This window comes from Neisseria subflava, from assembly GCF_024205745.1.
In the GTDB taxonomy this organism is placed as follows: Bacteria; Pseudomonadota; Gammaproteobacteria; order Burkholderiales; family Neisseriaceae; genus Neisseria; species Neisseria flavescens_B.
Genome location: NZ_CP073117.1, coordinates 179,833 through 204,214 on the forward strand (window position 1 = coordinate 179,833; position 24,382 = coordinate 204,214).

23 protein-coding genes, 3 tRNA genes and 2 pseudogenes are annotated in these 24,382 nt (G+C 48.0%); 16 read left to right on the forward strand and 12 right to left on the reverse strand.

The features are described 5' to 3' along the window. Positions 1–51 precede the first annotated feature (51 nt). Together KCG55_RS00875 and KCG55_RS00880 are read right to left on the reverse strand one after the other, a co-directional pair. Positions 52–126: transfer RNA gene (locus tag KCG55_RS00875), tRNA-Glu, on the reverse strand. A 12-nt stretch (positions 127–138) separates the two neighbouring features. Further along, positions 139–215, reverse strand: a tRNA-Arg gene (locus tag KCG55_RS00880). A 115-nt stretch (positions 216–330) separates the two neighbouring features. On the opposite strand from KCG55_RS00880, the gene KCG55_RS00885 reads away from it, so the two are divergent. Together KCG55_RS00885 and KCG55_RS00890 are read left to right on the forward strand one after the other, a co-directional pair. Continuing rightward, positions 331–1,722 (forward strand): 3'-5' exonuclease family protein, encoded by a 1,392-nt coding sequence (locus tag KCG55_RS00885; RefSeq protein ID WP_254323117.1) that lies wholly within the window; start codon positions 331–333, stop codon positions 1,720–1,722. 197 nt (positions 1,723–1,919) lie between these two features. Beyond that, complete coding sequence (locus tag KCG55_RS00890; RefSeq protein ID WP_254323118.1) at positions 1,920–2,711, forward strand: Cof-type HAD-IIB family hydrolase; 792 nt, start codon at positions 1,920–1,922, stop codon at positions 2,709–2,711. A 67-nt stretch (positions 2,712–2,778) separates the two neighbouring features. Here KCG55_RS00890 and KCG55_RS00895 read toward each other — a convergent pair whose 3' ends face one another. The 4 genes from KCG55_RS00895 to KCG55_RS00910 form a co-directional block, all read right to left on the reverse strand. Next, complete coding sequence (locus KCG55_RS00895; protein ID WP_003680520.1) at positions 2,779–2,985, reverse strand: DUF2788 domain-containing protein; 207 nt, start codon at positions 2,983–2,985, stop codon at positions 2,779–2,781. A gap of 86 nt (positions 2,986–3,071) precedes the next feature. Next, positions 3,072–4,241, reverse strand: coding sequence for an O-succinylhomoserine sulfhydrylase (gene metZ, locus KCG55_RS00900; RefSeq protein WP_254323119.1), 1,170 nt, complete (start codon positions 4,239–4,241; stop codon positions 3,072–3,074). Between the two features lie 113 nt (positions 4,242–4,354). Continuing rightward, on the reverse strand, positions 4,355–4,915 hold the full coding sequence (locus KCG55_RS00905) for a DUF3465 domain-containing protein (RefSeq protein ID WP_188208564.1): 561 nt from the start codon (positions 4,913–4,915) through the stop codon (positions 4,355–4,357). Positions 4,916–5,036: 121 nt separating this feature from the next. Then, a complete protein-coding gene (locus KCG55_RS00910) occupies positions 5,037–5,837 on the reverse strand; it encodes a hypothetical protein (RefSeq protein ID WP_254323120.1) in 801 nt (266 codons plus the stop codon). 162 nt (positions 5,838–5,999) lie between these two features. Between KCG55_RS00910 and KCG55_RS00915 the strand changes: the two genes are divergently transcribed. The 3 genes from KCG55_RS00915 to KCG55_RS00925 all read left to right on the forward strand — a co-directional run bounded on the left by KCG55_RS00915 (position 6,000) and on the right by KCG55_RS00925 (position 7,503). Next, on the forward strand, positions 6,000–6,251 hold the full coding sequence (locus KCG55_RS00915) for an NGO1151 family protein (RefSeq protein ID WP_003680526.1): 252 nt from the start codon (positions 6,000–6,002) through the stop codon (positions 6,249–6,251). Between the two features lie 76 nt (positions 6,252–6,327). Beyond that, positions 6,328–7,131 (forward strand): basic amino acid ABC transporter substrate-binding protein, encoded by an 804-nt coding sequence (locus KCG55_RS00920; RefSeq protein WP_070461637.1) that lies wholly within the window; start codon positions 6,328–6,330, stop codon positions 7,129–7,131. 132 nt (positions 7,132–7,263) lie between these two features. Further along, positions 7,264–7,503, forward strand: a complete 240-nt coding sequence (locus KCG55_RS00925; protein ID WP_254323121.1) for a putative hemolysin — start codon at positions 7,264–7,266, stop codon at positions 7,501–7,503. 65 nt (positions 7,504–7,568) lie between these two features. Here the strand turns inward: KCG55_RS00925 and serS are convergent, their stop codons facing one another. Together serS and KCG55_RS00935 are read right to left on the reverse strand one after the other, a co-directional pair. Beyond that, positions 7,569–8,864: a serine--tRNA ligase gene (gene serS, locus KCG55_RS00930; RefSeq protein ID WP_107867483.1), complete on the reverse strand. Its 1,296-nt coding sequence runs from the start codon at positions 8,862–8,864 to the stop codon at positions 7,569–7,571. Between the two features lie 125 nt (positions 8,865–8,989). After that, positions 8,990–9,065: transfer RNA gene (locus tag KCG55_RS00935), tRNA-Glu, on the reverse strand. A gap of 133 nt (positions 9,066–9,198) precedes the next feature. Here KCG55_RS00935 and KCG55_RS00940 point away from each other — a divergent pair. The 4 genes and pseudogenes from KCG55_RS00940 (at position 9,199) to dcd (ending at position 12,105) form a co-directional block, all read left to right on the forward strand. Beyond that, positions 9,199–10,098: a recombination-associated protein RdgC gene (locus tag KCG55_RS00940; protein WP_254323122.1), complete on the forward strand. Its 900-nt coding sequence runs from the start codon at positions 9,199–9,201 to the stop codon at positions 10,096–10,098. A gap of 78 nt (positions 10,099–10,176) precedes the next feature. Beyond that, positions 10,177–10,958, forward strand: a pseudogene (locus KCG55_RS00945) (ADP-ribosylglycohydrolase family protein). 24 nt (positions 10,959–10,982) lie between these two features. Beyond that, the gene (locus KCG55_RS00950; protein ID WP_250601083.1) at positions 10,983–11,414 is read left to right on the forward strand and encodes a hypothetical protein; all 432 of its coding nucleotides are present in this window, start codon (positions 10,983–10,985) and stop codon (positions 11,412–11,414) included. Positions 11,415–11,539: 125 nt separating this feature from the next. Further along, a pseudogene (gene dcd, locus KCG55_RS00955) lies at positions 11,540–12,105 on the forward strand (dCTP deaminase). A gap of 55 nt (positions 12,106–12,160) precedes the next feature. Here the strand turns inward: dcd and ppsR are convergent. Further along, positions 12,161–12,982, reverse strand: a complete 822-nt coding sequence (gene ppsR, locus KCG55_RS00960) for a posphoenolpyruvate synthetase regulatory kinase/phosphorylase PpsR (protein ID WP_049352599.1) — start codon at positions 12,980–12,982, stop codon at positions 12,161–12,163. Positions 12,983–13,398: 416 nt separating this feature from the next. On the opposite strand from ppsR, the gene ppsA reads away from it, so the two are divergent. From ppsA to KCG55_RS00985, 5 genes are all read left to right on the forward strand, one after another. Then, complete coding sequence (gene ppsA / locus KCG55_RS00965) at positions 13,399–15,783, forward strand: phosphoenolpyruvate synthase (RefSeq protein ID WP_254323123.1); 2,385 nt, start codon at positions 13,399–13,401, stop codon at positions 15,781–15,783. Between the two features lie 270 nt (positions 15,784–16,053). Next, a complete protein-coding gene (locus tag KCG55_RS00970) occupies positions 16,054–16,758 on the forward strand; it encodes a peptidoglycan DD-metalloendopeptidase family protein (RefSeq protein ID WP_254323124.1) in 705 nt (234 codons plus the stop codon). Between the two features lie 172 nt (positions 16,759–16,930). Next, positions 16,931–17,413, forward strand: a complete 483-nt coding sequence (locus KCG55_RS00975) for a hypothetical protein (protein WP_254323125.1) — start codon at positions 16,931–16,933, stop codon at positions 17,411–17,413. Positions 17,414–17,618: 205 nt separating this feature from the next. Then, entirely contained in the window at positions 17,619–18,578 is a 960-nt protein-coding gene (locus KCG55_RS00980) for a DnaJ C-terminal domain-containing protein (RefSeq protein WP_063068882.1), read from the forward strand. A gap of 15 nt (positions 18,579–18,593) precedes the next feature. After that, on the forward strand, positions 18,594–18,884 hold the full coding sequence (locus tag KCG55_RS00985; RefSeq protein WP_063076280.1) for a chaperone modulator CbpM: 291 nt from the start codon (positions 18,594–18,596) through the stop codon (positions 18,882–18,884). A 117-nt stretch (positions 18,885–19,001) separates the two neighbouring features. Here the strand turns inward: KCG55_RS00985 and KCG55_RS00990 are convergent, their stop codons facing one another. Both KCG55_RS00990 and KCG55_RS00995 read right to left on the reverse strand, forming a co-directional pair. Continuing rightward, positions 19,002–19,196, reverse strand: coding sequence for a YbdD/YjiX family protein (locus KCG55_RS00990; RefSeq protein WP_036493904.1), 195 nt, complete (start codon positions 19,194–19,196; stop codon positions 19,002–19,004). Then, the gene (locus KCG55_RS00995) at positions 19,186–21,267 is read right to left on the reverse strand and encodes a carbon starvation CstA family protein (RefSeq protein WP_254323126.1); all 2,082 of its coding nucleotides are present in this window, start codon (positions 21,265–21,267) and stop codon (positions 19,186–19,188) included. The genes KCG55_RS00990 and KCG55_RS00995 overlap by 11 nt, the downstream gene beginning before the upstream one ends. A gap of 330 nt (positions 21,268–21,597) precedes the next feature. On the opposite strand from KCG55_RS00995, the gene KCG55_RS01000 reads away from it, so the two are divergent. Further along, on the forward strand, positions 21,598–22,341 hold the full coding sequence (locus KCG55_RS01000; RefSeq protein ID WP_004520512.1) for a pseudouridine synthase: 744 nt from the start codon (positions 21,598–21,600) through the stop codon (positions 22,339–22,341). Positions 22,342–22,585: 244 nt separating this feature from the next. Here the strand turns inward: KCG55_RS01000 and alr are convergent, their stop codons facing one another. Then, positions 22,586–23,644 carry an alanine racemase gene (alr, locus tag KCG55_RS01005; RefSeq protein ID WP_254323127.1) on the reverse strand — a complete coding sequence of 353 codons (1,059 nt, stop codon included), beginning with the start codon at positions 23,642–23,644 and terminating at the stop codon, positions 22,586–22,588. A 206-nt stretch (positions 23,645–23,850) separates the two neighbouring features. On the opposite strand from alr, the gene KCG55_RS01010 reads away from it, so the two are divergent. Continuing rightward, positions 23,851–24,312: a winged helix-turn-helix transcriptional regulator gene (locus KCG55_RS01010; protein WP_003747450.1), complete on the forward strand. Its 462-nt coding sequence runs from the start codon at positions 23,851–23,853 to the stop codon at positions 24,310–24,312. Positions 24,313–24,382: the final 70 nt, after the last annotated feature.

Below are 24,382 nucleotides of genomic sequence, written 5' to 3' on the forward strand. Positions count from 1 at the left end.
CGATAGACGCAAAAAAGCGCAATCCGAAACAGATTGCGCTTTTTTATAAACTGGCACGCCCACGGGGAATCGAACCCCGGTTACCGCCGTGAAAGGGCGATGTCCTAACCGCTAGACGATGGGCGCGGATAAATCTCGTGGCGCACCCGGAGCGATTCGAACGCCCGACCCTCTGGTTCGTAGCCAGATACTCTATCCAACTGAGCTACGGGTGCATCAAGAAAGATTTGAATTATAAAGAGAGGGCTATTTACTGTCAAGCGTTTTATTTGGAAAACTTGCAGACAGCGTGTAAAATGCGCATTTGCTATTGAATTTACAGAGAATAAAATGTCAGATTTCGCACGCTGGCCGCTCTTATCCGAAGCATTTTCCCGTTTGGGACGGCCTGTGGTCGTGGTGGATTTGGAGACGACCGGTGGAAATTTCTATCAAGACAGGATAACGGAAGTCGCCCTTGTTCGTTTTGAGCAAGGACGCGCCACACATTACGAGCAATTGGTCAATCCTTGCCGCAGCATTCCCGAATTTGTTGCCAGACTGACCGGAATTCATGATGAAACAGTGAAAAACGCGCCTGTCTTTGCCGATATTGCAGCCGATTTGTTGCCGCTGTTGCAAGGTGCTGTGGTTGTTGCCCACAACAGCCGCTTTGACTATACCTTCCTGCGTCACGAGTTTGCCCGTATCCATACTGACTTTGCCGCACCCTCACTCTGTACGGTTCAACTGTCTCGCCGCCTGTATCCTGAGTTTTACAAACACAGCCTCGACAGCATTATCGAACGCACCGGCATTCAGACGGCCAACCGCCACCGCGCTATGACCGATGTTGCCGCATTGTGTGATTATCTCGAATTAAGTCTGACAGAAAAAAATCATCAACAATGGGACGAACACGTCCGTGTATTGATGAATCCGAAAATGTTGCCCACTTGGCTGCCTGATTCGCTTGCCCAGCAACTCTATGCCCTACCCGACAGTTACGGCGTATTGGTTTGGTTTGACCATTTCGGCAAAGCCCAAGCCATTGAAGCACACGAACGCGCATACAGTGAAACCGCCACCCTGCTGCACAGCAAAAAACTGCCGCCGCACATCAAAGCCGCAGCCTCTATCCGTTTTATTCCGGCAGTTGGACAGCTTCACACATTATGGCTCAAAGCCCAGACCATGCAGGAATACCAACTGATGCCGTCTGAAAAGCCCACATCGTTTTCCACCGTCCGCTTTATCGCTGACGAACACGGCAGCCTTCAAGCACGCATCGTCTTGTTAAACAGCGGCACCAAAAATTGGCGTCCTTACGGTTTGTTTGCCCACAAAAAAGCAGCCAAACGTGCTTTGATGCAATGGTCGCAAGAACACAGGCTCTGCCCAGATTCGCTCAATATTTTGCCGACCAGCTACGCAAAAGGCGAACCGTGCCCTGTCGAGGCTGTCGGGAAATGCAACGGCAACTGTCGCCAGCCAAACGGTATCAAACATCAAAACCAACGCATTACCGAGCTTGCCGCCCTACTCCCCGTAACCGATTGGGGCAAAGCGCACGAAATTGAAATTACCGAAACCGATCCCCTGACCGGAAACAGCATTACCCTGCTCTGCGCCGGCGGCGCGTTGGCATTGCCTGATGGAAGCTGGTATTTCGACAGCAACCTGCCTCTCGTGATTAAAAACAAATTCAGGCAAGACAAAGAAAATATCCGTTTGATTGCTTAAAACAAGGCCGTCTGAAAACCAAATTTTCAGACGGCCTATTGTGAATAACTTTCCGCTTTATTCTCAAAACAAAAACTGCCTAAATTTTAATCAGAACTTATTTTCATAATAGCAATCAAATACTAAACCAATTTATACACAAGCTGTTCACACAATTTTCAATGAAAGCTGTGTATACCCAGCCCGACGAGTAAACCATGAACAACCCTGAAATCATCTTTTTTGACATCGACGACACCCTCTACCGCAAATACACGGATACCCTGCGTCCTTCGGTTGCCCAAGCCATGCACAAATTGAAAGCCAAAGGCATTTTGACTGCCATTGCCACCGGCCGTCCGGAAGCCGCCATACCCGCCAAAGTCAAAGCCTTGATTCAAGAATGCGGTATCGACATGCTCGTTACCATCAACGGCCAATATATTTCCTTTCGCGGCGAACCCCTGCAAAGTTACCCCTTGGATATTGCCGACATCGAAACCGCCATCAACCTGCTTGAACAACATAAAATAGACTACGCATTCGTCAACAACCAAGAAATTGCCGTTTCCTCCCATTCGCCGCGCGTTGTTGAAGGCTTATCGCATATCCTGCCCAACTTCCTGACAAACAAAGAATATTTCCGCAAACAGCCTGTTTATCAAATGTTGGTCTTTGTGGACAAAGAAGAAGAAAAAATCCTGCAACCGCTGACCCGGCAACACGGCTTCAAAACCGTCCGCTGGCATGAATATGCCGTGGACCTACTGCGCAAAGAAGGTTCAAAAGCACGGGGCATCGCCCACGCAGTGGAAAAACTGGGCATTGATATGAGCAAAGTGATGGCATTCGGCGACAGCTTCAACGACTTAGAAATGCTGTCAACCGTCGGTTTTGGCGTTGCCATGGGCAATGGCGAAGAAGCAGCCAAAGCTGCCGCACAATTCGTCTGCCCAAGTGTCGATGAAGACGGCGTATTGCGTGGCTTGCAAGAATTGGGCGTCATTTAAAACATCAAATCAAAAGGCCGTCTGAACATTTTTTCAGACGGCCTTGTTCTATCTACAAACTTTCTGCTTACTTCGGCAATACCAAAAAGCTAATCAGCAACTCTTTAAATACGAATCCAAACACACCCAAGCCCAAAACCAAGAAGAGCATGGCAATGCCGAATTTGCCGGCTTTGGATTCTTTACCCAAGTTCCAAACGATAAAGCCCAAAAAGATAATCAGGCCGCTCAGTAGGATTTTCATTGCCCATGAGGCGAATTCTGCTTCAGTCATATTCTTTCCTTGTATGATTCAGATGTGTGTTCATAAACTTCAGACGGCCTTATCGCAACAGGCCGTCTGAAATATCTTTTTTAAACTTATTTGTTCAAGACCTGCTTCAAATCTTCAATCAAATCGTCAACGTATTCCAAGCCGACAGACAGGCGCACCAAGCCCGGGCGGATATTGGCGGCAAGTTTTTCTTCAGGCTGCATACGGCCGTGAGTTGTTGTCCACGGGTGGGTGATGGTTGAGCGCACGTCGCCGAGGTTGGCAGTACGGGAAAAGAGTTCTACGCCATCCACGATTTTCCATGCGGTTTCCTGATCAGCGACTTCAAAGCCGATGACAATGCCGCCGCCGTTTTGCTGTTTACGGATCAGTTCGGCTTGCGGATGGTCGGGCAAACCGGTGTAGTACACGGCTTGGACTTGAGGCTGCTCTTTCAACCATTGCGCGATTTTCAGCGCATTATCGTATTGTTTTTCCATACGCAGCGACAGGGTTTCCACGCCGCTCAACAGCTGCCATGCGTTAAACGGAGACATCGCCAAACCGCAAGAGTTGCAATATACGGCAACTTGCGTCATCAATTCTTCCGAACCGGCCAACACGCCGCCCATCACGCGGCCGTGACCGTCAATCGCTTTGGTTGCAGAAGACACGGAAATATCCGCACCGTGCTTCAAAGGCTGCGAACCGACGGGCGACAAGAGGCTGTTGTCCACCACCAAAAGCGCACCGATGCTGTGTGCCAGTTCGGCCAACGCTTCCAAGTCGGCAACTTCGCCCAAAGGGTTGGACGGGGTTTCCAAGAAAAACAGTTTGGTATTGGGCTTGATTGCCGCTTTCCATTCATCTACATCAACCGGCGATACATGGCTGACCTCGATGCCAAACTTAGTTACGATGTTATTGATAAAACCGACAGTCGTACCAAACAGACTGCGGCTGGAAATAACATGATCACCGGCTTTCAAGAAGGTAAAAAACGCTGCTTGAATCGCGGACATACCGGTCGAAGTGGCCACCGCGCGCTCTGCGCCCTCCAATGCGGCAATGCGTTTTTCAAAGGCGGCAGTAGTCGGATTGGCCGTACGGGTATAAGTAAAACCCTTGATTTTTTTAGAAAACAAATCAGCCGCATGTTGGGCGTTTTCCCACATGAAGCTGCTGGTCAAAAACAGAGCCTGATTGTGTTCATAATATTCGGTTTGCTCTTTGCCACTGCGGATGGCAAGCGTTTGAGGATGAAGTTTTTTGCTCATTTTTTTCAATCTACCGTATGTTTCGATGGGCGCAGTAAACAATACGCCTGTTTAATTTGTTAACATTTTGCGCTTATTCCTGTCATCTTTCAAGCAGGAGGCCGTCTGAACGATTATTGATAAACCTGTCCGCCGTGCTTCAGCCAACCGTCTTCATGACGGCCTGCCGGATCGTGATGCGTCCAATGGATAACGCCGCCCTGCTCCGACCATTCATATTCGCCGTAAAACGCTACTTTATCACCTTTTTTCAAGCCTTTGATTTTATCGGCCAAATCGATATTATGCGCCACCAAAAGTGTTTGACCGCTGGAAAGCTTCAAGATAAAGCGTTGATGGCGCGTGCCTTTGTTATCATCCGGCAGGGTTTTCCATACCGTGCCCTCGCCCTCAATCTGAATATCGCTTTGCTCGTTTTCAAACGCCTGTTTCAAAACCGCTTCAGCTGATTCTTTGCCCGAACCGATTTGCTGCTGAGCCGTATCGGCATTCTTTTTGCCCGAATTATTTTGTTTTTGAACGGCTTCTATTTTCTGCTGATTCTGCGATTGTACCGGCTGCTTGTTTTGCATTTTGTTATAGGCAAATACAGCAACCAAAGCAATCAGCAATACAATGATTTTATTTTTATTCATAACAATCTCAAAAAAAATGCCCGATTCTGCATCGGGCATATCAACTATTTAGAAAGGATATTTATCACGAAAACGTGAGCCACCATTATACACGCTTCGTAAAATTTTAAGGGAAATTTACGCCGAAGGCCGTCTGAAACTTTTCAGACGGCCTGGATACTCAACGGCGATATTTCATTTCAGTCTTCATATCGTCCAAAATACGTTTGACGTTGTGTTCCAACACATCCTCCACCAAGCCCGGCGCCTGCTCGTTCAGCATTTGCTGCAACTGATAAGTGAACAAGGCCATTTGTTTTTGCACGGCAATCCGAATCATGCCGTTGACTGCATCGGCCACATGGGGACGCAAACGCTTAATCAGGCGCTCGGTCAACTCTTTTTCAGAAACGCAGAATACTTCCCGACGACCGATCGCTTGCGGGTTCAATACATTGATATGGACATTGATGGCCGGTTCTTGTTCAAGGCCGTCTGAAACCGCCTCTTCAGCCGCTTCCGCATCATCATTTTCCGGTTTTTCAGTTTCTTCCACTTTAGGCACATCAAAATCTACGGCACCTGATTTCGGATTCAGTCTAACGGTGCGGGTTGATTCGATATGACGCTCTGAAGCCGCGGCCTGCAATGCCGATTGCGCACTCAACCAGTTGTCCTGCAAAACCACCATCGCATCGGTTTCCACTGCTTCGCCCTCGTCTGCAAGGGCAGTATTGTGTTCCAGCTGCCAACGGTACAAATATTCTTCCAATACTTTTTCACGATTGTCAGCATCCAACTTATATTCTTTTTTAGGTGCGGTTTTGGGCGCAGCTTCGACAGCTTCGTCCGATTTTTTGACCAATGGTGCATGAGTCGGCGCAGTATTAAATTGTCGTGCCTGACGCAATCTTTCCAGGCGTTTTTCCCAATTCAGGTCTTCTTCCTCGAGGGCTGTGGGGTCAAGACGGTTGTTTTCCATAATAATCTCGTTTTTTCATTTTTATTGTGAACCACATTCAAGCCTAAAATCACTTGAAATACGGCCGATGGTTGGACATATCCGGCAAGCCGGCGCAAGCGTCACATTTTAATATTAATTCGCTATATAATCACTATTTTATTTAATACCCAAGGATACATCATGAGCAGCATCGAACAACGCCTCGAATATCTGGAAGAGGCCAACGACGCTTTGCGTATGCAAAACCACGTCCTCGCCACCGCACTCAAAGGCCTTATCCGCTCCCTGCCCTCCGACATGGCCAACGATGCCGTAGAATCCATCCAGCTTGCCTTTGAAGACGCGTTGGCGGAATTGAGCTACGAAGACAGCCCGCACACCGACCTCTTCCATGACGTAACCTACGCATTTTTCCGAGAAAAAGACCACTAATTTCAGCTAGTTTGTTCACAAAATTATGCTAAACTAAGATTTTATCCGTTAACATTTTATTAAGAAAGCACATATCATGAACATGAAAAAATGGCTGGCCACTGCCCTCGCTTGTTCTGCCCTTGCCCTGACTGCCTGTGGCGGTCAAAGCAACAATGCCTCTGCTCCTGCCGATAAAGTGTACCGTGTCGGCTCCAACGCCGAGTTTGCCCCATTTGAATCTTTGGATTCTGCCGGCAAAGTAGAAGGTTTTGACGTTGACTTGATGGACGCCATGGCTAAAGCCGGCAACTTCAAAGTCGAATTCAAACACCAGCCATGGGAAAGCCTCTTCCCTTCTCTGAACAACGGCGACGTGGACATCGTTATGTCCGGCGTAACCATCACTGACGACCGCAAACAAAGCATGCTCTTCAGCGATCCATACTTTGAAATCACCCAAGTCGTCCTCGTTCCAAAAGGCAAAAAAGTGGCCTCTTCCGAAGACCTGAAAAACATGGCCAAAGTCGGCGTGGTAACCGGCTACACCGGCGACTTCTCCGTTTCCAAACTCTTGGGCAACGACAATCCGAAAATTGCCCGCTTTGAAAGCGTTCCCCTGATTATTAAAGAATTGGAAAACGGCGGTCTGGATTCAGTAGTCAGCGACAGCGCGGTTATTGCCAACTATGTGAAAAACAACCCGACCAAAGGCTTGGATTTCATCTCCCTGCCTGACTTCACCATCGAAAACTACGGTATCGCTGCACGCAAAGGCGACGAAGCAACCATCAAAATGTTGAACGATGCGCTGAAAAAAGTACGCGAAAGTGGCGAATACGACAAAATTTACGCCAAATACTTTGCTAAAGAAGGCGAAAAAGCCGAAGCAGCCAAATAATTCTGGTATGACTTCTTAAACTAAAGGCCGTCTGAACCCAAGTTTCAGACGGCCTTTAATCTGTTTAACTCAATTAAACGCAAGCGTCCCCTATAATCCGCTTGTTTTTACCCTTCAAATGAAAGACACGCCATGATCAAACCCGTTATCCTCAGCCTTGCTGCCGCAACTGCTTTGGCCGCCTGCTCCGCTTCTGAAAAACAAGAATCTCCTAACGTCGGCGTGGCCAATCCTGCTTCCGAATTCTGCCTCAAACAAGGCGGCAAATCCGAAATCAAAAAAGACAAAGACGGTGGCGAATACGGCGTATGCCACTTGCCTGACGGTACCGTTGTTGAAGAATGGGAATATTTCCGTCAACACAACAAATAATTGCTCAATCATATAAAAGGCCGTCTGAAACCAAGTTTCAGACGGCCTTATCTTTTAAACCACGATTATTTTACTTCCAGTTTGGTCACGCCGCCCATATACGGTTGCAACGCAGCAGGAACATTAATGCTGCCGTCGGCATTTTGATGGTTTTCCAATACCGCCACCAAAGTACGGCCGACAGCCAAGCCTGAGCCGTTCAAAGTATGCACCAAACGGTTTTTACCGTTTTCATCTTTGAAACGCGCCTTCATACGGCGTGCTTGGAAATCTTCGCAGTTGGAGCAGCTGGAAATTTCGCGGTACGTATTTTGCGCAGGAACCCAAACTTCCAAGTCGTAGGTTTTGGTTGCGCCGAAGCCCATGTCGCCGGTACACAAAGTGATCACGCGGTATGGCAGTTCCAACGCTTTCAAAATATTTTCAGCGTGTCCAACCATTTCTTCCAGCGCTTCGTATGATTTTTCCGGGTGAACGATTTGCACCATTTCCACTTTGTCGAATTGGTGTTGGCGAATTAGACCGCGCACGTCTTTACCGTATGCGCCCGCTTCGGAGCGGAAACATGGGGAATGCGCAGTTAATTTCAACGGCAAATCACTGCCGGCCACGATGCTGTCGGCAACAGTATTGGTCAGTGTCACTTCTGCGGTCGGAATCAGATATTGCGTTTTCTTACTCTCATCACCGCCGCGGGTAACGTGGAACAAATCTTCTGCAAATTTAGGCAGCTGGCCTGTACCTTGCAGGGTGGTGTCGTCCACAATGTAAGGCGTGTAATGTTCGGTATAGCCGTGTTTCAGCGTGTGCGTATCCAGCATGAACTGAGCCAAGGCGCGATGCAAACGGGCGATTTGGCCTTTCATCACGGTAAAGCGCGCGCCTGACAGTTTCGCACCGCCTTCAAAATCCAAGCCCAAAGGCTCGCCCAAATCAACATGGTCTTTGATTTCAAAGTCAAATTCGCGCGGCGTGCCGACTTTGCGGACCTCAACGTTTTCCGTTTCATCTTTACCCGCAGGTACGCTTTCGTGCGGCAGGTTCGGAATGGTCAACAACCATGCGTCCAATTCTTTCTGAACAGCATCCAAATCAGCGGCAGCCTGCTCCAAATCCACTTTGATTTGAGCAACCTGATCCATTGCAGCTTGAGCCTCTTCGTGTTTGCCTTGGCCTTTCAACGCGCCGATTTGTTTGGAAATACTGTTTCGTGAAGCCTGCAACTCTTCTGTTTTCACTTGAACGGCTTTGCGTTGCTCTTCCAAAGCGTTGAAACGCGCGGTATCAAACTCATAACCGCGTGCGGCCAAACGTTCGGCAACTGCGGCGGTATTGCTGCGGAGCAATTGGATGTCTAACATTGTTTTCTCTCGTTAAGATTCAGAATGGCATTATTGTAAACCAATTTAAAGATATTTTCACAACGACAGGCCGTCTGAAAACAAAAAACGCCCCTGCAAAAAGCAGGAGCGTTTTTTAAGAATTTTGGCACGCCCACGGGGATTCGAACCCCGGTTGCCGCCGTGAAAGGGCAGTGTCCTAGGCCTCTAGACGATGGGCGCGTAACCGAAGCGCGAACTATACAGAAACCCTTTTCTTCTGTCAACGCCTTTACTGCATTTTTAAAGATACTGCCGATTTCCGTATGTTATTTTCCCTGTATAATGCCGGTTTTAATAAAAAGGAAAACTCGCCATGTGGTTTAAGCAAATCAGTTTTTATCCGCTCAACAAAGACAAGTTGCCCGAATTGGAAGTCCTTGCCGACAAATTGGCGCAATCCGAATTTGCCCATTGTCAGGGTTTGGACTGGTTTAGCGAAGGCTTTGTCACGCCGGTTTCCTTTTCGCCCGAGCTGGTTTTTCCTGCCGATTACACTTGGCGCGTTGCTTTGAAAAAAGAAGAAAAAGTCCTGCCTGCCGGCGTGATCCGCGATATTTTGGATGAAAAGGTTTTGGAAATCCAAAACAACGAAGCGCGCAATGTCGGCCGCAAGGAAAAACAAGAGCTGAAAGAACAGATTACTGACGACCTGCTGCCCCGTGCCTTTACGCGCAGCAGCCGCACACAGGCGATTTTCGACACGCGCCATGGTTATCTTTTGGTCAACAATGCCGCATCTGCCAAAGCGGAAAATATCCTGACCAAACTGCGCGAAGCCTTGGGCGGTCTTGAAGCAGCCCTGCCCAACACCAAACAATCGCCCTCTTCCCTGATGACCAGCTGGCTACTGCAAGGCCACTGTGAGGGCGGTTTTGAATTGGACAGTGATTGCGAACTCAAAGGCGTCGGCGATGTTGTTCCGGTCGTCAAAGTTTCCAAACAAGACCTGACCGCCGACGAAGTGGTACAACACGTTAAAAACGGCAAAACCGTTACCCAACTCGGCTTAGTATGGCGCGAACAAATTGCGTTCATCCTCACTCAAGACTTTACACTCAAACGCATCCAGTATCTGGACGTTTTGCAAGAAGAAGCCGAAAGCAACGGCGATGATGCCGCCAGCCTCGCCTTTGCCTCGCAAATCCTGATGACCGAAGCCATCAGCACCATGTTGGAAGAACTGGTTTCTTATTTGGGCGGCTGGCAAGAATAATTTTTCAGACGGCCTTTTGATTGGGAAATATCAAAGGCCGTCTGAAATATAAATAGAAGTATCAGAAAGGATGTCATGATGTTGGGCGCAGTCATTGGCGATATCGCCGGATCACGATTCGAGTTTGACAACTGCCGTCATACCGATTTCGATATTTTCAGCCCCGACAGCGACTTTACCGATGACACGATTTGCACTGTTGCCATTGCCGACTGGGTTTTACAAGGCTGTAACGATAATTTAGCCTCTATTTTACAAGGCTGGTGTAGGGCATATCCCTGCCCTAAAGGCGCATATGGCGGCCGCTTTTCACAATGGATAGAATGGAAAGATCCAGAACCTTATAATAGCTGGGGCAACGGCTCGGCCATGCGTGTTTCTGCCGTTGGCTGGGCATTTGCCACATTGAAAGAAACCCTGCATTTTGCCGAACAATCCGCCGCCGTAACGCACAACCATCCGGAAGGCATTAAAGGTGCACAAGCTGTAGCTGCCGCCATCTTTTGGGCGCGTACCGGTATAGGCAAAGCGCAAATCAAAGAAAACATTACACGACAATTCGGCTACGACTTAAGCCAAAGTTGCGACCAAATCCGCCCGCATTATCATTTCAACGAAAGTTGTCAGGAAACCGTACCTCAAGCGATTACCGCCTTTCTTGAAAGTGATGATTTTGAACACGCCATCCGACTGGCAGTTTCCCTGGGGGAGACAGCGATACCTTGGCGGCCATTACCGGCAGTATTGCCGAAGCCTACTACGGTATCCCTACCCCCATGCGCGAACACGCTTTAGCCATATTGCCACGCCGTATTGCTGAAACCCTGCTGACTTTTGAATCCCAATATCAGGCCGTCTGAAACTGCCTACCAAAAGGAATAATAATGATGAAATACCTCGCCCTACTCCCTATCGCCTTCATGCTGGGTACGCCTGCCATTGCCGAAACCATCAATCCTTATCAGGAAAAAGGTTGCGCTTATGATGGCGATGTCGGCAAAGACGGCAAACCGTCCGGCAAAGGCACATGGAAATGCCAAGACGGCCGCAGCTATGTCGGCTCATTTAAAAACGGCAAATTTGACGGCAAAGGCGCATATACCGTTTCAGGCAACCGCGAAACCTTTATCGAACCTTTCTCCTCCAATAGCGCCAAATTACGCAATATGACGCTGGAAGGCATGTTCAAAAAAGGCAAGGCACACGGAAACTTTACCGCCTCTCAAAACGGCACGCCCGTCTTCATCATGAAATGCGAAGACGGTATGATTAAAGAAGTCAAACTGCCTAAAAAATCTGCTTCCAAAACCAAATAAACAGCCTTTCAGACGGCCTTATCCATATTTCAGGCCGTCTGAAACATCAATTAACAAGCCTGCCTAAAGGCTGTTGTGTTGATTTCAAAAAATTTCCAAACAACCCTTACCCCAGGACAACCACCATGAGCATTAAATCCGACAAATGGATACGCCGCATGGCCGAAGAACACGGCATGATTGAGCCGTTCGAGCCCAACCAAATCAAAGAGGCCAACGGCCAACGCATCATTTCCTACGGCACATCCAGCTACGGCTACGACATCCGTTGCGCCAATGAATTTAAAATCTTCACCAATATCAACAGCACCATCGTCGACCCGAAAAACTTCGACCCGAAAAACTTCGTTACCGTCGAAGACGACTGCTGCATCATTCCGCCCAACTCCTTTGCACTGGCGCGCACAGTCGAATATTTCCGCATCCCGCGCAACGTCCTGACCGTCTGCCTGGGCAAATCCACTTACGCACGCTGCGGCATCATCGTCAACGTTACCCCGTTCGAGCCTGAGTGGGAAGGCTACGTTACGCTTGAGTTTTCCAATACCACCCCCTGCCTGCCAAAATTTATGCAGGCGAAGGCGTGGCTCAAGTTTTATTCTTTGAAAGCGATGAAGTCTGCGAAACTTCATACAAAGACCGCAACGGCAAATACATGGGGCAAACCGGTGTCACCCTGCCTAAGACTTAATATACAAAATAAAAAAAGGCCGTCTGAAGTTTCAGACGGCCTTTTATCATTTCATTTAGAAACGGCGTTTCAGCTTGCAAGCCTGCAAGATATGAACGGCGAGTTCTTCCACAGATTTATCCGTTGTATTGGTAAACGGCACTCCGTGGCGTTTGAACATATTTTGCGCATCGGCAATCTCGCTGCGGCAAGTATCGATTTTGGCATAGGTCGAATTAGGACGGCGTTCCTGACGGATAGCCTGCAGACGCTCGGGCTGAATGGTCAAGCCGAACAGCTTGTCTTTATAAGGTTTGACCATACGCGGCAAATCGGTTGATTCCAAATCATCGGGAATCAATGGATAGTTTGCGGCGCGGATACCGTATTGCAGAGCCAGATAGAGACAGGTTGGCGTTTTGCCCGAACGGGATACGCCCATCAAAATCACATCCGCTTCCTGCAGGTTTTTATCGCTGACACCGTCATCATGGTTGAGCGAGAAATTCACTGCTTCCATACGCGCATCGTAACGCTTGGTATTGCCGATACTATGATGGCCTCGCTCGGCAATCGTTGCTTCAACATTCAATTCTTTTTCCAGCAAACCCAAGAACGTTTCAAAGAAATCAATATGGAATGCATTGGATTTTTTGATGATTTCACGGATTGCATCATTTACCACGCTGACAAAAGCAATCGGACGATCGCCAAACTGTTCGGCTGTCTTATTGACCTCATCCACTACAGCCAACGCTTTTTCAGACGTATCGATAAATGGATAAACATGGCGCTTGAACTCGACATTGCCGAATTGGTTCAACAGGGCTTCACCGATATTTTCGGCGGTCAGACCGGTGCGGTCGGAAATATAGAAGACTTGGCGTGGAGCAGTCATAATGAATCCTTCAGAGGGTAACGTTTTAGACGGCAATCATAGCAGTTACAGCCTTTGCAATAAAGCAATTCCCAGTAGATTACACAGGATTACAACAAATTTGAACAAATTTTAAATTGGCGCAAAATTTTATTTTTTTATATTTATTAGAATTTTATTCTAAGTTTGCAAAATAAATTTCGATTCTTAAATTTATTAACTTATTTTGTTTTCCATATTTAACAAGAAGATAACACGTGAAAACATGAATCTGATATTCATATTTCAGAAGGCTACACGTCTGAAAAGCACAATATCACAGACGAATTTGTGATTTTTAAAAAGATAAAACACATGACAGCCATCAAACGAATGGCTACAATAAGCAGGCGGATTTGTTTCTTTTTTAACATTTTTGGATTGGATTGGACACACAAATGGCCGAAAACTACGTTATTTGGTTTGAAAACCTGCGTATGACTGACGTTGAGCGAGTGGGCGGTAAAAATGCCTCTTTGGGCGAAATGATCAGCCAACTGACTGAAAAAGGCGTGCGCGTTCCCGGCGGTTTTGCAACCACAGCCGAAGCTTATCGTGCTTTCCTGGCTCACAATGGTCTGAGCGAGCGTATTTCCGAAGCCCTGAAACAACTGGATGTTGAAGACGTTGCCGAATTGGCACGCGTGGGTAAAGAAATCCGTCAATGGATTTTGGATACCCCGTTCCCTGAACAGCTGGATGCTGAAATCGAAACAGCTTGGAACAAAATGGTTGCCGATGCCGGCGGTGCGGACATCTCCGTTGCCGTACGTTCTTCCGCAACAGCAGAAGACTTGCCGGACGCTTCTTTCGCCGGCCAACAAGAAACCTTCCTGAACATCAACGGCTTGGATAACGTTAAAGAAGCAATGCGCCATGTATTCGCTTCCCTGTACAACGACCGTGCCATTTCTTACCGTGTCCACAAAGGCTTCGAACACGACATCGTTGCCCTTTCTGCCGGCGTACAACGCATGGTGCGTTCTGACAGCGGTGCTTCCGGTGTGATGTTTACCATCGATACCGAATCCGGTTACGACCAAGTCGTTTTCGTTACCTCTTCTTACGGTCTGGGTGAAAACGTCGTACAAGGCGCGGTAAACCCTGACGAATTCTATGTATTCAAACCTACTTTGAAAGCAGGCAAACCGGCTATCCTGCGCAAAACCATGGGTTCGAAACAAATCAAAATGATCTTTACCGACAAAGCCGAAGCCGGTAAATCTGTAACCAACGTTGATGTACCTGCAGAAGACCGTCAACGCTTCTCCATTACCGACGCCGAAGTAACCGAGTTGGCTCATTACGCGCTGACCATCGAAAAACACTACGGCCGCCCAATGGACATCGAATGGGGCCGCGACGGCTTGGATGGCAAACTCTACATCCTGCAAGCACGCCCTGAAACCGTGAAATCCCAAGAAGACGGCAGCCGCAACCTGCGCCGCTTCTCTATCAACGGCGAAAAAGTGGTCTTGTGCGAAGGCCGAGCCATCGGTCAAAAAGTTGGCCAAGGTAAAGTTCGCTTGGTGAAAGATGCTTCCGAAATGGATTCCGTTGAAGCAGGCGACGTACTCGTTACCGACATGACCGACCCGGATTGGGAACCGGTAATGAAACGTGCTTCTGCCATCGTGACCAACCGTGGCGGCCGTACCTGCCACGCAGCGATTATCGCGCGTGAATTGGGTATTCCGGCTGTTGTAGGTTGTGGCGACGCTACCGATCTGCTGTCTGAAGGTCAAGAAGTTACCGTATCTTGTGCCGAAGGCGATACCGGCTTCATCTACTCCGGCTTGCTGGACGTACAAATTACCGATGTTGCTTTGGACAATATGCCTAAAGCGCCTGTAAAAGTAATGATGAACGTTGGTAACCCTGAATTGGCATTCAGCTTCACCAACCTGCCTAGCGAAGGTATCGGCTTGGCGCGTATGGAATTCATCATCAACCGTCAAATCGGTATCCACCCTAAAGCCTTGTTGGAATTTGACAAACAAGACGACGAGTTGAAAGCTGAAATTACCCGCCGCATCGCCGGCTACGCCTCTCCTGTTGACTTCTATGTCGATAAAATCGCAGAAGGTGTGGCAACTTTGGCTGCTTCGGTTTATCCACGCAAAACCATCGTCCGTATGTCTGACTTCAAATCCAACGAGTACGCTAACTTGGTGGGTGGCAGCATCTACGAACCACACGAAGAAAACCCAATGTTGGGCTTCCGTGGTGCAGCACGTTATGTGGCTGATAACTTCAAAGACTGCTTCGCACTCGAGTGCAAAGCCTTGAAACGCGTTCGCGATGAAATGGGTTTGACCAACGTCGAAATCATGATTCCATTCGTTCGTACTTTGGGTGAAGCAGAAGCTGTTGTTAAAGCCCTGAAAGAAAACGGTTTGGAACGCGGCAAAAACGGCCTGCGCCTGATCATGATGTGCGAGTTGCCAAGCAACGCTGTATTGGCAGAACAATTCCTGCAATACTTCGACGGCTTCTCCATCGGCTCCAACGACATGACCCAGCTGACCCTCGGCCTCGACCGTGACAGCGGTTTGGTATCCGACTCCTTCGACGAGCGCAACCCTGCCGTTAAAGTGATGTTGCACTTGGCAATCTCTGCCTGCCTAAAACAAAACAAATACATCGGTATTTGCGGTCAAGGACCATCAGACCATCCGGACTTTGCCAAATGGCTGGTTGAAGAAGGTATCGAGAGCGTATCGCTCAACCCTGATACCGTCATTGAAACCTGGCTGTATCTGGCTAACGAATTGAACAAATAAGTTCAATGAGACAAAAATCCCCTGCCCGTTTATCCCGGCAGGGGATTTTTATTGCCTTATTCAATGCCGTCTGAAAAAACTTTCACTTTCTTTTACCTTAATAAAAAAATCCTTTATCATCAAAATGATAAAAAAATATACCGCCATATCCACAAATTTTCAATGTTAATATACTGCCTTTCTGCATTTTACCCCATGCCTTTTGAGTGAACCTTTTTTCACTCTTCCTATCTATCATACACAGCATAACGATACATTTTGAAATATCCCATGAATACAAACTTTATTTCCACCTTTCAGACAGCCTTAAAACGTCTGGCACTCATCAGCGTCATTGCCATCTTGGCAGCCTGCGCCGGCAACAATACCTCTTCCAACCGTGCCGTACCTGACGGCTACTACAAAGTCCGCCCTGGCGATACCCTGACCCAAATCGCCAAACGCTACGGACAAAATGTCAACACGCTGGTTGCCTGGAATAATCTTCCTAACTCCTCACAAATCGAAGTCGGCCAAGTATTGCGCGTCCGCCGTCATGTTGCCCCACGCAGCACTGCAACGCAGCAACGCCAAACTACTGCCGTTACCCCGATCAACCGATTGAACCTGCAATGGCCGACCGATAACGCTTCATCCTCCATTATCCAACGCTACAACGGCACAACCAGCAAAGGCATAGATATTGCAGGCACACAAGGCCAACAAATCCGTTCCGCCGCAGCCGGTACCGTTATCTACGTTGGCGAAGAAGTCCGCGGCTACGGCAAGCTGATTTTGATCAGCCACAATGACTACACCATTACCGCCTACGCCCACAACGACACGCTTTTGGTACAAAAAGATCAAAAAGTCCAAGCAGGCCAAGTTATCGCCACCATGGGCAACAGCGATTCAGACAGCGTCAAACTGCATTTTGAAGTACGTCTAAACGGCAAAGCAGTCGATCCCCTGCCTTATTTGACCAGAACAAATTAATACCTCAATCAAAAGGCCGTCTGAAATAACTTTATTTCAGACGGCCTTTTGATTTGTCTTACCATAACACCCATCTCAACAAAGCATTGACCAAATTAACTTATGTTGATTGAGTGAAAACGCCATTATACAATGACAACTCTTTTTAACATTCTATTTTAGGTGCCCTACTATGTCTCCTAACCGCATCCTTGCAACCGCACTCTTGTTTGCATCTGCATTTGCCAGTGCAGATGTCCATATTGATGAAAGTATTCCTTACCGTCATGCAGAAGAAATCGATACCCGTATCGTTTCCGAGTGTTTACAAATTGGCAACGTCATGTCCAAATCTTTGCAAGAAACTGCAGCCAAAAGCAATGTAACTATTGTCCGTGACGGTAAAAAACAAGGAACATACGCAAATATCTCCATCACTTCCGCCATGAGCGCAGGCGTAGCCTTTGTCGGCCATGCCAAAAGTATTACAGCCGTTGCCACTTTGTATGTTGACGGCGAAGAAGTCAATAAAAAAACCTTCACCCGCAATTCTTCCGGTGGCATGCTTGGTGTTTATAAAAGCTCTTGTGCAGTCTTGAACCGCACTTCTAAAGTCTTAGGTTCAGATATTGCCCAATGGATTGTTAACGAACAAAAAAACGCTCAAGACAAATAAAACCCCAATTTGATAAAGGCCGTCTGAAAAACCGTATTTCAGACGGCCTTTATATTTTCTATTTCTCTAGAAACAAAGAAATAAATTATCCATTAATCATTGTCAAAAATAGAGAATTTTATTTCTAACGCCCTTGATTTTAGAATATCTACCCTCAATTATTAAAACCATAAGAATTTTGTATATGAGCAGTCAAAGGAATAACATGGCAGAAAAAAACTATTATGAAATACTGGGCGTTGCCAAAGATGCGGATGAGGCCGAAATCAAAAAAGCCTACCGAAAACTGGTGCGCAAATACCACCCCGATGTCAGCAAAGAACCTGACGCAGCCGAACGTACGGTAGAAATCAACCGTGCCTACGAAACGCTTTCCGACAAAGAAAAGCGGGCTGAATACGATGAAATGTTGGCTAATCCTTACGGACGCAGCGCCGGAGGAAATCCGTTCGGTCAAGGCGGCAATCCGTTTGGCAATGGATTTAACGGTGGCGGCTTCCACTATGAACGTCATGAAGGCGAACCGTTCGGAGCGGGAGACTTCAATTTTGAAGATCTGTTTTCATCATTCCGCCAATCCCACACTCGTTCCGAGCAACCCCGCGGCCCAATAAAAGGCGAGGATCAACATGCTGAATTGAGTATTGATATTTACGCAGCGTATGTTGGCGCAGAACGTAGCATGACTTTGAATGTGCCGACTCTAGACGAATACGGACGTGCGGTTTATCAAAATAAAACCCTCAACGTCAAAATCCCCAAAGGCATTGCAGAAGGCCAACAAATCCGTTTGGCCGGTCAAGGTTTGCCGGGATACAACGGCGGGGAAAACGGTGACTTGTACTTAAAAATCAAGTTCCACGACCAACCTGATTTATATGTCAAAAACAGGAAAGACGTATATCAAACAATAGATGTCAAACCTTGGGAAGCCGTATTGGGCGGCAAAATCATCGTCCCTACCGCTTCAGGCCGCTTACAGGTCAATCTGCCTGCCAACAGCCAAAGCGGTAAAAGCATCCGCCTTAAAGGCAAAGGTATTCCTGCAAAAGAAGCCGGAGACCTTTATCTTAATATCCGCATTAATGTTCCGCCAGTAGAGAGCGAAGCCGACCGTGCCGCATGGGAAAAATTGGCCGAACACTTTGCCGCAAAACAAGCATAAGAGAAAGGATAAATTATGATTCAGTCCTCCGATATTACCCTTACTTTTGAAGAAATCGTTGCCGCCAGCCGCTGCCGTCGCGATTGGCTGTTGGAACTTATAGCAGAAGACATCATCAGCATCGATGGTGTGCCCGAAAAAAGCACCTTCAGTGGTTTTCATCTTGCCCGCATCCGTCGCGCACAACGCTTAAGCCGTGATTTTGAGGCCGGCATTCCCGCATTGGGACTGATTATGCGGCTGTTAGACGAGGTGGAAGAACTCAGAAAAATACAGCGTCCGCTGGTACTACTCGAAGAAGAGTAAATATCGACAAGTTGTTCGATTAAGTATTGATGACAAGAAAAAGTTTTTGATGTTTATTGATATTCTATAATGAAAGGCCGTCTGAAAATATTTTCAGACGGCCTTTTTATGCCTTAATTAACAACAGCGTCCGCCGTTGCCTCCGCAACGGCGTTTGCGGCAGTAGTCTTGAAATTGCAGCTCAGTCATGACCGGCGCGTTGGGATTATGTCTGCGCTGGCGGGCAACGTAGTTTTCATAATCTGGGACACCGGCCATCAAGTTTGCTGTCAGCTTGATGGTTTTCCACCAAGATGCGAGCTTATGCTTCACTCTGAGCCTCCGGCTGTTTACCGTCGCGGTACACTGCTGGAATTTCTTTAGCAGTTGGCCAGCCGACTTTACGGGCTTTCATGGCAGTACGGAAACCGTACACGGCGACAATCACGACAACTGCCAGGAACAAAGCGGTCAGACCGGCATTGATTTGGTCGTTGAAGATGATTTGTGACATTTCGCCAATGTCTTTAGCTGGGGCAAGGACTTCGCCTGAGGCCAAGGCATCGCGGTATTTGCCTGCATGAGCCAAGAAGCTGACGCGTGGGTCGCTGTGGAACAGTTTTTGCAAACCGGCATAGCAGGTTACAAACAATACGCCGACAGCAGGAACCAAAGTTACCCAAACATAGCGGTCGCGTTTCATTTTCACCAATACGACGGTACACATAATCAACGCTACGCCTGCAAGCATTTGGTTGGCGATACCGAACAACGGCCAGAGCGAATTGATACCACCCAGAGGGTCGGTTACGCCGGTATAGAGGAAGTAACCCCACAATGCCACGGCCAAGAATGTTGCAACCAAGTTGGCAGGGATAGAGTCGGTGTTACCGAATGGTTTGTAGAAGATACTGCCCAAGTCTTGAATCATGAAACGGGCAACACGTGTACCGGCATCAACCGCAGTCAAGATGAACAAGGCTTCAAATAGCAAGGCAAAGTGATACCAGAACGCCATCATGGCTTCACCCGGAATCAGACGGCTCATGATGTGTGCCATACCGACTGCAAGGGTTGGTGCGCCACCTGCACGAGACAGAATGGTGTTTTCGCCCACTTCTTTAGCAGTGTGCAACAAGGTTGCGGCATCAACAGGGAAGTTCAGTTTAGTGGTGATGACTTCGGCAGCAGTATTGGCATCCGTACCAATCAGCGCGGCCGGGCTGTTCATCGCGAAGTACACGCCTGGATCAAGCGAAGCGGCGGCAGCCAGAGCCATAATGGCCACAAAGCTTTCCATAATCATGCCACCATAACCGATCATGCGGACGTGGGTTTCGTTTTCCAGCATTTTGGGGGTGGTACCGGAAGAAATCAGCGCATGGAAGCCTGAAACCGCACCACAAGCAATGGTAATGAACAAGAATGGGAACAATGCACCGGAGAATACCGGGCCTGAACCATCGATAAAGTGGGTAACTGCAGGCATTTGCAGAGTCGGGTTAACAATAACGATACCCAAAGCCAAAGCTGCAATCGTACCAATTTTCAGGAAGGTAGACAGATAGTCGCGCGGAGTCAGCAAGAGCCAAACCGGCAATACGGAAGCCACGAAACCGTAAATCATAATCGCCCAAGTCAGCTGAATGCCGTCAAGGTCGAACCAGTGACCAAAGGAGCTATTGGCAACATCTTCACCATAAATCACAGCCAACATCAGCAAAATAAAACCGACGATGGAAATCTCACCAATTTTGCCCGGACGGATATAACGGGTGTAGATACCCATAAACAGGGCAATCGGCATGGTTGCTGCGATGGTGAACGTACCCCAAGGGCTGTGAACCAATGCTTTCACAACAATCAGCGCCAACACCGCCATGATGATGACCATAATCATCAAAATACCGATGGATGCAATCACGCCTGGGAAGGTACCGAGTTCTTGTTTCACGATATCGCCCAAAGACTTACCGTCACGGCGCATAGAAACAAACAGTACCATCATGTCCTGTACGGCACCGGCAAACACCACGCCGAAGATAATCCACAAAGTACCGGGCAAATAACCCATTTGCGCTGCCAATACCGGACCAACCAAAGGGCCTGCGCCGGCAATAGCGGCAAAGTGGTGGCCGAACAGTACGCCTTTATGTGTCGGCACATAGTCCAAGCCGTCATTGTGGCGTTCTGCCGGAGTCAGACGGTTAGGATCAAGCTGCATCACACGGTTGGCAATGTAAAGACTGTAAAAACGGTAGGCAATGCAGTATACCGAAATGGCGGCCGTAACCATCCAAATCGCACTGACCTGCTCTCCACGGCTGAGAGCTAAAGTAGTAAAGGAGGCCAAGCCTACCAAAACCACGATGCCCCAGATCAAAAATGATTTGAGCGATTTCATTAATTTATCCTTAAAACGTGATGCACAAAGGCTTGCTTTAGCGACAAACTGCCTTAATGCGCTTCAGAAAGACCAGTCATTATAGTCTTCATGATTTAATGAGTGAAATGTCATTTCAACTCAAATTCGACTGAAAACAAAATGATTAGTTCGTCCGTAAGGTTAACACAAACAGACAATACACCCTTTAGTTTTTACTTTAAAACTAAAAATTTCTTAGCATATCGCAAATGAAAGGCCGTCTGAAAACCCAAATCTTCAGTTTTCAGACGGCCTAACAAACGGTCAATGCTATAATCCGACATTCCCATTTCTCTATATTGCCATACCATGCAAAACAACGATTCCGAAACCATGCGCCTCTCCAAACGCATGGCACAATTGGGCTTATGCTCGCGCCGCGAGGCAGACAGCTACATTGAGCAAGGCTGGGTCAAAGTCAACGGCCAAACCGCCGTACTCGGTCAAAAAGTCACCGAGCGCGACCGCATCGACCTCAACAAACAAGCCCATGAAAAACAAGCAGCGCGCGTAACCATCCTGCTGAACAAACCCGTCGGCTACGTCAGCGCGCAAGCAGAAAAAGGCTATAAGTCCGCCGCCGAACTCATTACCGCCGAAAACCATTGGGAAGGCGACGATAGCCGTATCCCTTTCAGTGAAAAACACAAATTCGGCTTGGCCCCTGCCGGCCGCCTGGATATCGACTCCGTCGGATTGTTGGTACTCACTCAAGACGGCCGCATTGCCAAACAACTGATTGGCGAAAACAGCAGCAGCGAAAAAGAATACCTCGTCCGCGTCCGCGGCAAACTGGACGACAAAGGCCTCGCCCTGCTCAACCACGGCTTGAGTTTGGACGGAGAAAAGTTGCGCCCCGCCAAAGTCGAATGGCAAAACGAAGACCAGTTGCGCTTTATTTTGCGACAAGGCAAAAAACGCCAAATCCGCCGCATGTGCGAACTGGTCGGCCTGCGCGTCGTCGGTTTGAAACGCATCCGTATGGGCAAGGTTAAACTCGGCCGACTGCCGCCGGGCAAATGGCGTTATTTACGCGCTGACGAATCGTTTTAATTGCAGATAAAAAAAGGCCGAGACCTTTGCAATAACATAGGTTACTAAAATTTTATGCTCAATCTCATTTTCAAAATGCAAAACCTTTCTGATTTTTCCTACTTTTTGCTCAATATTAGGAGGGTTTTAGTCAATTGAAAATTTTTTGGCGCATTTTTATGCGTCAAATTTCGTTAATAGACTATTTTTGCAAAGGTCTCAGGCCGTCTGAAAACACATTTCAGACGGCCTGATCTTTGACTACTTACTCGATATAAGTAAACTTCGCACGTTTAATATTGCAGAGGATTTCGTACGGAATCATACCGGCAACTTCGGAAACTTCATTAATATTAATCACATCGCCCCAAAGCTCGACTTCCGCACCCAAGCCCTCTTTCGAGGCTTCCAGCTCAACCGTAATCATATCCATAGACACCCTGCCGATAATGCGGCTACGTTTGCCATCGATGGCGACCGGAGAATTAGTGGAAGCGCGACGCGGATAACCGTCGGCATAGCCGCAGGCAATCAAACCGACACGGGTGGATTTGCTGGTGTAGAACGTTGCGCCGTAACCAATCGGAGAATGCGGCTGCAACACACGCTCGCCGAAAACGCGGGAAGTCAGACGCATAACAGGTTTCAAACGCTCATCCACGCCGCCGAAAGGCGAAATACCATACAAGGCCAGACCGGCACGACCCCAATCGCGGCGCGCTTCAGGCACGTTCAAAATCGCAGCGGAATTGGCCAAGCTCTCTTCGCCTTCCAAACCCTCGCAAGCCAAATCAAATGCTTCAAGCTGCATTTCGGTCATGCCGTTTTCCGGTTCGTCCGCGCAGGCAAAATGGCTGAATTTCACAATGTTTTCAACCGATTCGGATTGTTTCAATGCCGTATAGGCGGCGGCATAGTTATGCGGAAAGAAACCGGCACGGTGCATACCAGAGTCCATTTTCAGCCATACGGTTGTCGGACGTTGCCACTCATGATGTGCAAACGCCTCCAGCTGCCATTGGCTGCCGATTGCCGGCCACAAATCATAACGGTCAACATCCGCATACTCTGCAGCCTCAAACACGCCTTCCAATAAAACAATCGGATTTTTAATGCCGTTTTGACGCAATTCCACGCCTTCATCTACCGTTGCCACCGCAAAACCGTCGGCAATATCCGCCAACGCATGTGCACATCTGACCGCACCATGCCCGTAAGCATCGGCCTTAATCACAGCCAACAATTTATTGCCGTGCAACTCTTTGAGAAAACGATAATTTTGACGTAAATTATCCAAACGGATTTGCGCATTGAGCGGACGCATAATGTATTCCTCTTATCGGCATCCGTTTCAGACGGCCTGCCCTATTACTTTGAAGCGAATATTATAGGTCAAAAACCATACAGGATTCCATGAAATACACAAGATTAATATCTTCCTTTCGCCTTACCTTTAAGGATTTATGCTTCTTCTGAGCCTGTTTTAAGGTTATGATGTCATCCAAATTGAAAACGACAAGCATCAAAGCCATGAAAGAACTCGACAAAACCGACTTAAAAATTCTCAAGCTCCTGCAACAAAACGCACGCATCCCCATGACCGAATTGGCTGAAAAAGTCGGCCTATCTACCACGCCGGTAACCGAACGCGTCCGCCGCTTGGAACGCGACAACCTCATCACCGGCTATCACGCCCATCTGAATCCTCATGCCTTAGGTCAAAGCCTCTTGGTCTTTGTCGAACTGAAACTGCGTTCCAAATCCGGCAATATTTTTGAAGACTTCAAACGCGAAGTGCTGAAGATTCCGCAAATTTTGGAATGCCACTTGGTCTCCGGCGAATACGACTACCTCATCAAAGTCCGCCTGCCCAATATGTCCGCCTATCGCGATATGCTCGGCAATATCCTGCTGCAACTGCCGGCAGCAGCCGAAAGCCGCAGCTATGTTGTTATGGAAGAAGTCAAAGAAGAAGTAGTATTAGACATCTAATTCCATTTAACCAACAAAGGCCGTCTGAAAGATTACAACATTCAGACGGCCTTTATTTTAAATAGGCAAA

Coding starts and splice junctions, on each gene's coding strand:
- KCG55_RS00970 (WP_254323124.1), top strand. CDS start 16,054: ATGAATACAAACTTTATTTCCACCTTTCAGACAGCCTTAAAACGTCTG.
- KCG55_RS00885 (WP_254323117.1), top strand. CDS start 331: ATGTCAGATTTCGCACGCTGGCCGCTCTTATCCGAAGCATTTTCCCGT.
- KCG55_RS00905 (WP_188208564.1), bottom strand. CDS start 4,915: ATGCCCGATGCAGAATCGGGCATTTTTTTTGAGATTGTTATGAATAAA.
- KCG55_RS00980 (WP_063068882.1), top strand. CDS start 17,619: ATGGCAGAAAAAAACTATTATGAAATACTGGGCGTTGCCAAAGATGCG.
- KCG55_RS01010 (WP_003747450.1), top strand. CDS start 23,851: ATGAAAGAACTCGACAAAACCGACTTAAAAATTCTCAAGCTCCTGCAA.
- KCG55_RS01000 (WP_004520512.1), top strand. CDS start 21,598: ATGCAAAACAACGATTCCGAAACCATGCGCCTCTCCAAACGCATGGCA.
- ppsA (WP_254323123.1), top strand. CDS start 13,399: ATGGCCGAAAACTACGTTATTTGGTTTGAAAACCTGCGTATGACTGAC.
- metZ (WP_254323119.1), bottom strand. CDS start 4,241: ATGAGCAAAAAACTTCATCCTCAAACGCTTGCCATCCGCAGTGGCAAA.
- KCG55_RS00910 (WP_254323120.1), bottom strand. CDS start 5,837: ATGGAAAACAACCGTCTTGACCCCACAGCCCTCGAGGAAGAAGACCTG.
- KCG55_RS00890 (WP_254323118.1), top strand. CDS start 1,920: ATGAACAACCCTGAAATCATCTTTTTTGACATCGACGACACCCTCTAC.
- KCG55_RS00995 (WP_254323126.1), bottom strand. CDS start 21,267: ATGAAATCGCTCAAATCATTTTTGATCTGGGGCATCGTGGTTTTGGTA.
- alr (WP_254323127.1), bottom strand. CDS start 23,644: ATGCGTCCGCTCAATGCGCAAATCCGTTTGGATAATTTACGTCAAAAT.
- KCG55_RS00915 (WP_003680526.1), top strand. CDS start 6,000: ATGAGCAGCATCGAACAACGCCTCGAATATCTGGAAGAGGCCAACGAC.
- KCG55_RS00975 (WP_254323125.1), top strand. CDS start 16,931: ATGTCTCCTAACCGCATCCTTGCAACCGCACTCTTGTTTGCATCTGCA.
- KCG55_RS00925 (WP_254323121.1), top strand. CDS start 7,264: ATGATCAAACCCGTTATCCTCAGCCTTGCTGCCGCAACTGCTTTGGCC.
- KCG55_RS00940 (WP_254323122.1), top strand. CDS start 9,199: ATGTGGTTTAAGCAAATCAGTTTTTATCCGCTCAACAAAGACAAGTTG.
- ppsR (WP_049352599.1), bottom strand. CDS start 12,982: ATGACTGCTCCACGCCAAGTCTTCTATATTTCCGACCGCACCGGTCTG.
- KCG55_RS00920 (WP_070461637.1), top strand. CDS start 6,328: ATGAACATGAAAAAATGGCTGGCCACTGCCCTCGCTTGTTCTGCCCTT.
- serS (WP_107867483.1), bottom strand. CDS start 8,864: ATGTTAGACATCCAATTGCTCCGCAGCAATACCGCCGCAGTTGCCGAA.
- KCG55_RS00985 (WP_063076280.1), top strand. CDS start 18,594: ATGATTCAGTCCTCCGATATTACCCTTACTTTTGAAGAAATCGTTGCC.
- KCG55_RS00895 (WP_003680520.1), bottom strand. CDS start 2,985: ATGACTGAAGCAGAATTCGCCTCATGGGCAATGAAAATCCTACTGAGC.
- KCG55_RS00950 (WP_250601083.1), top strand. CDS start 10,983: ATGATGAAATACCTCGCCCTACTCCCTATCGCCTTCATGCTGGGTACG.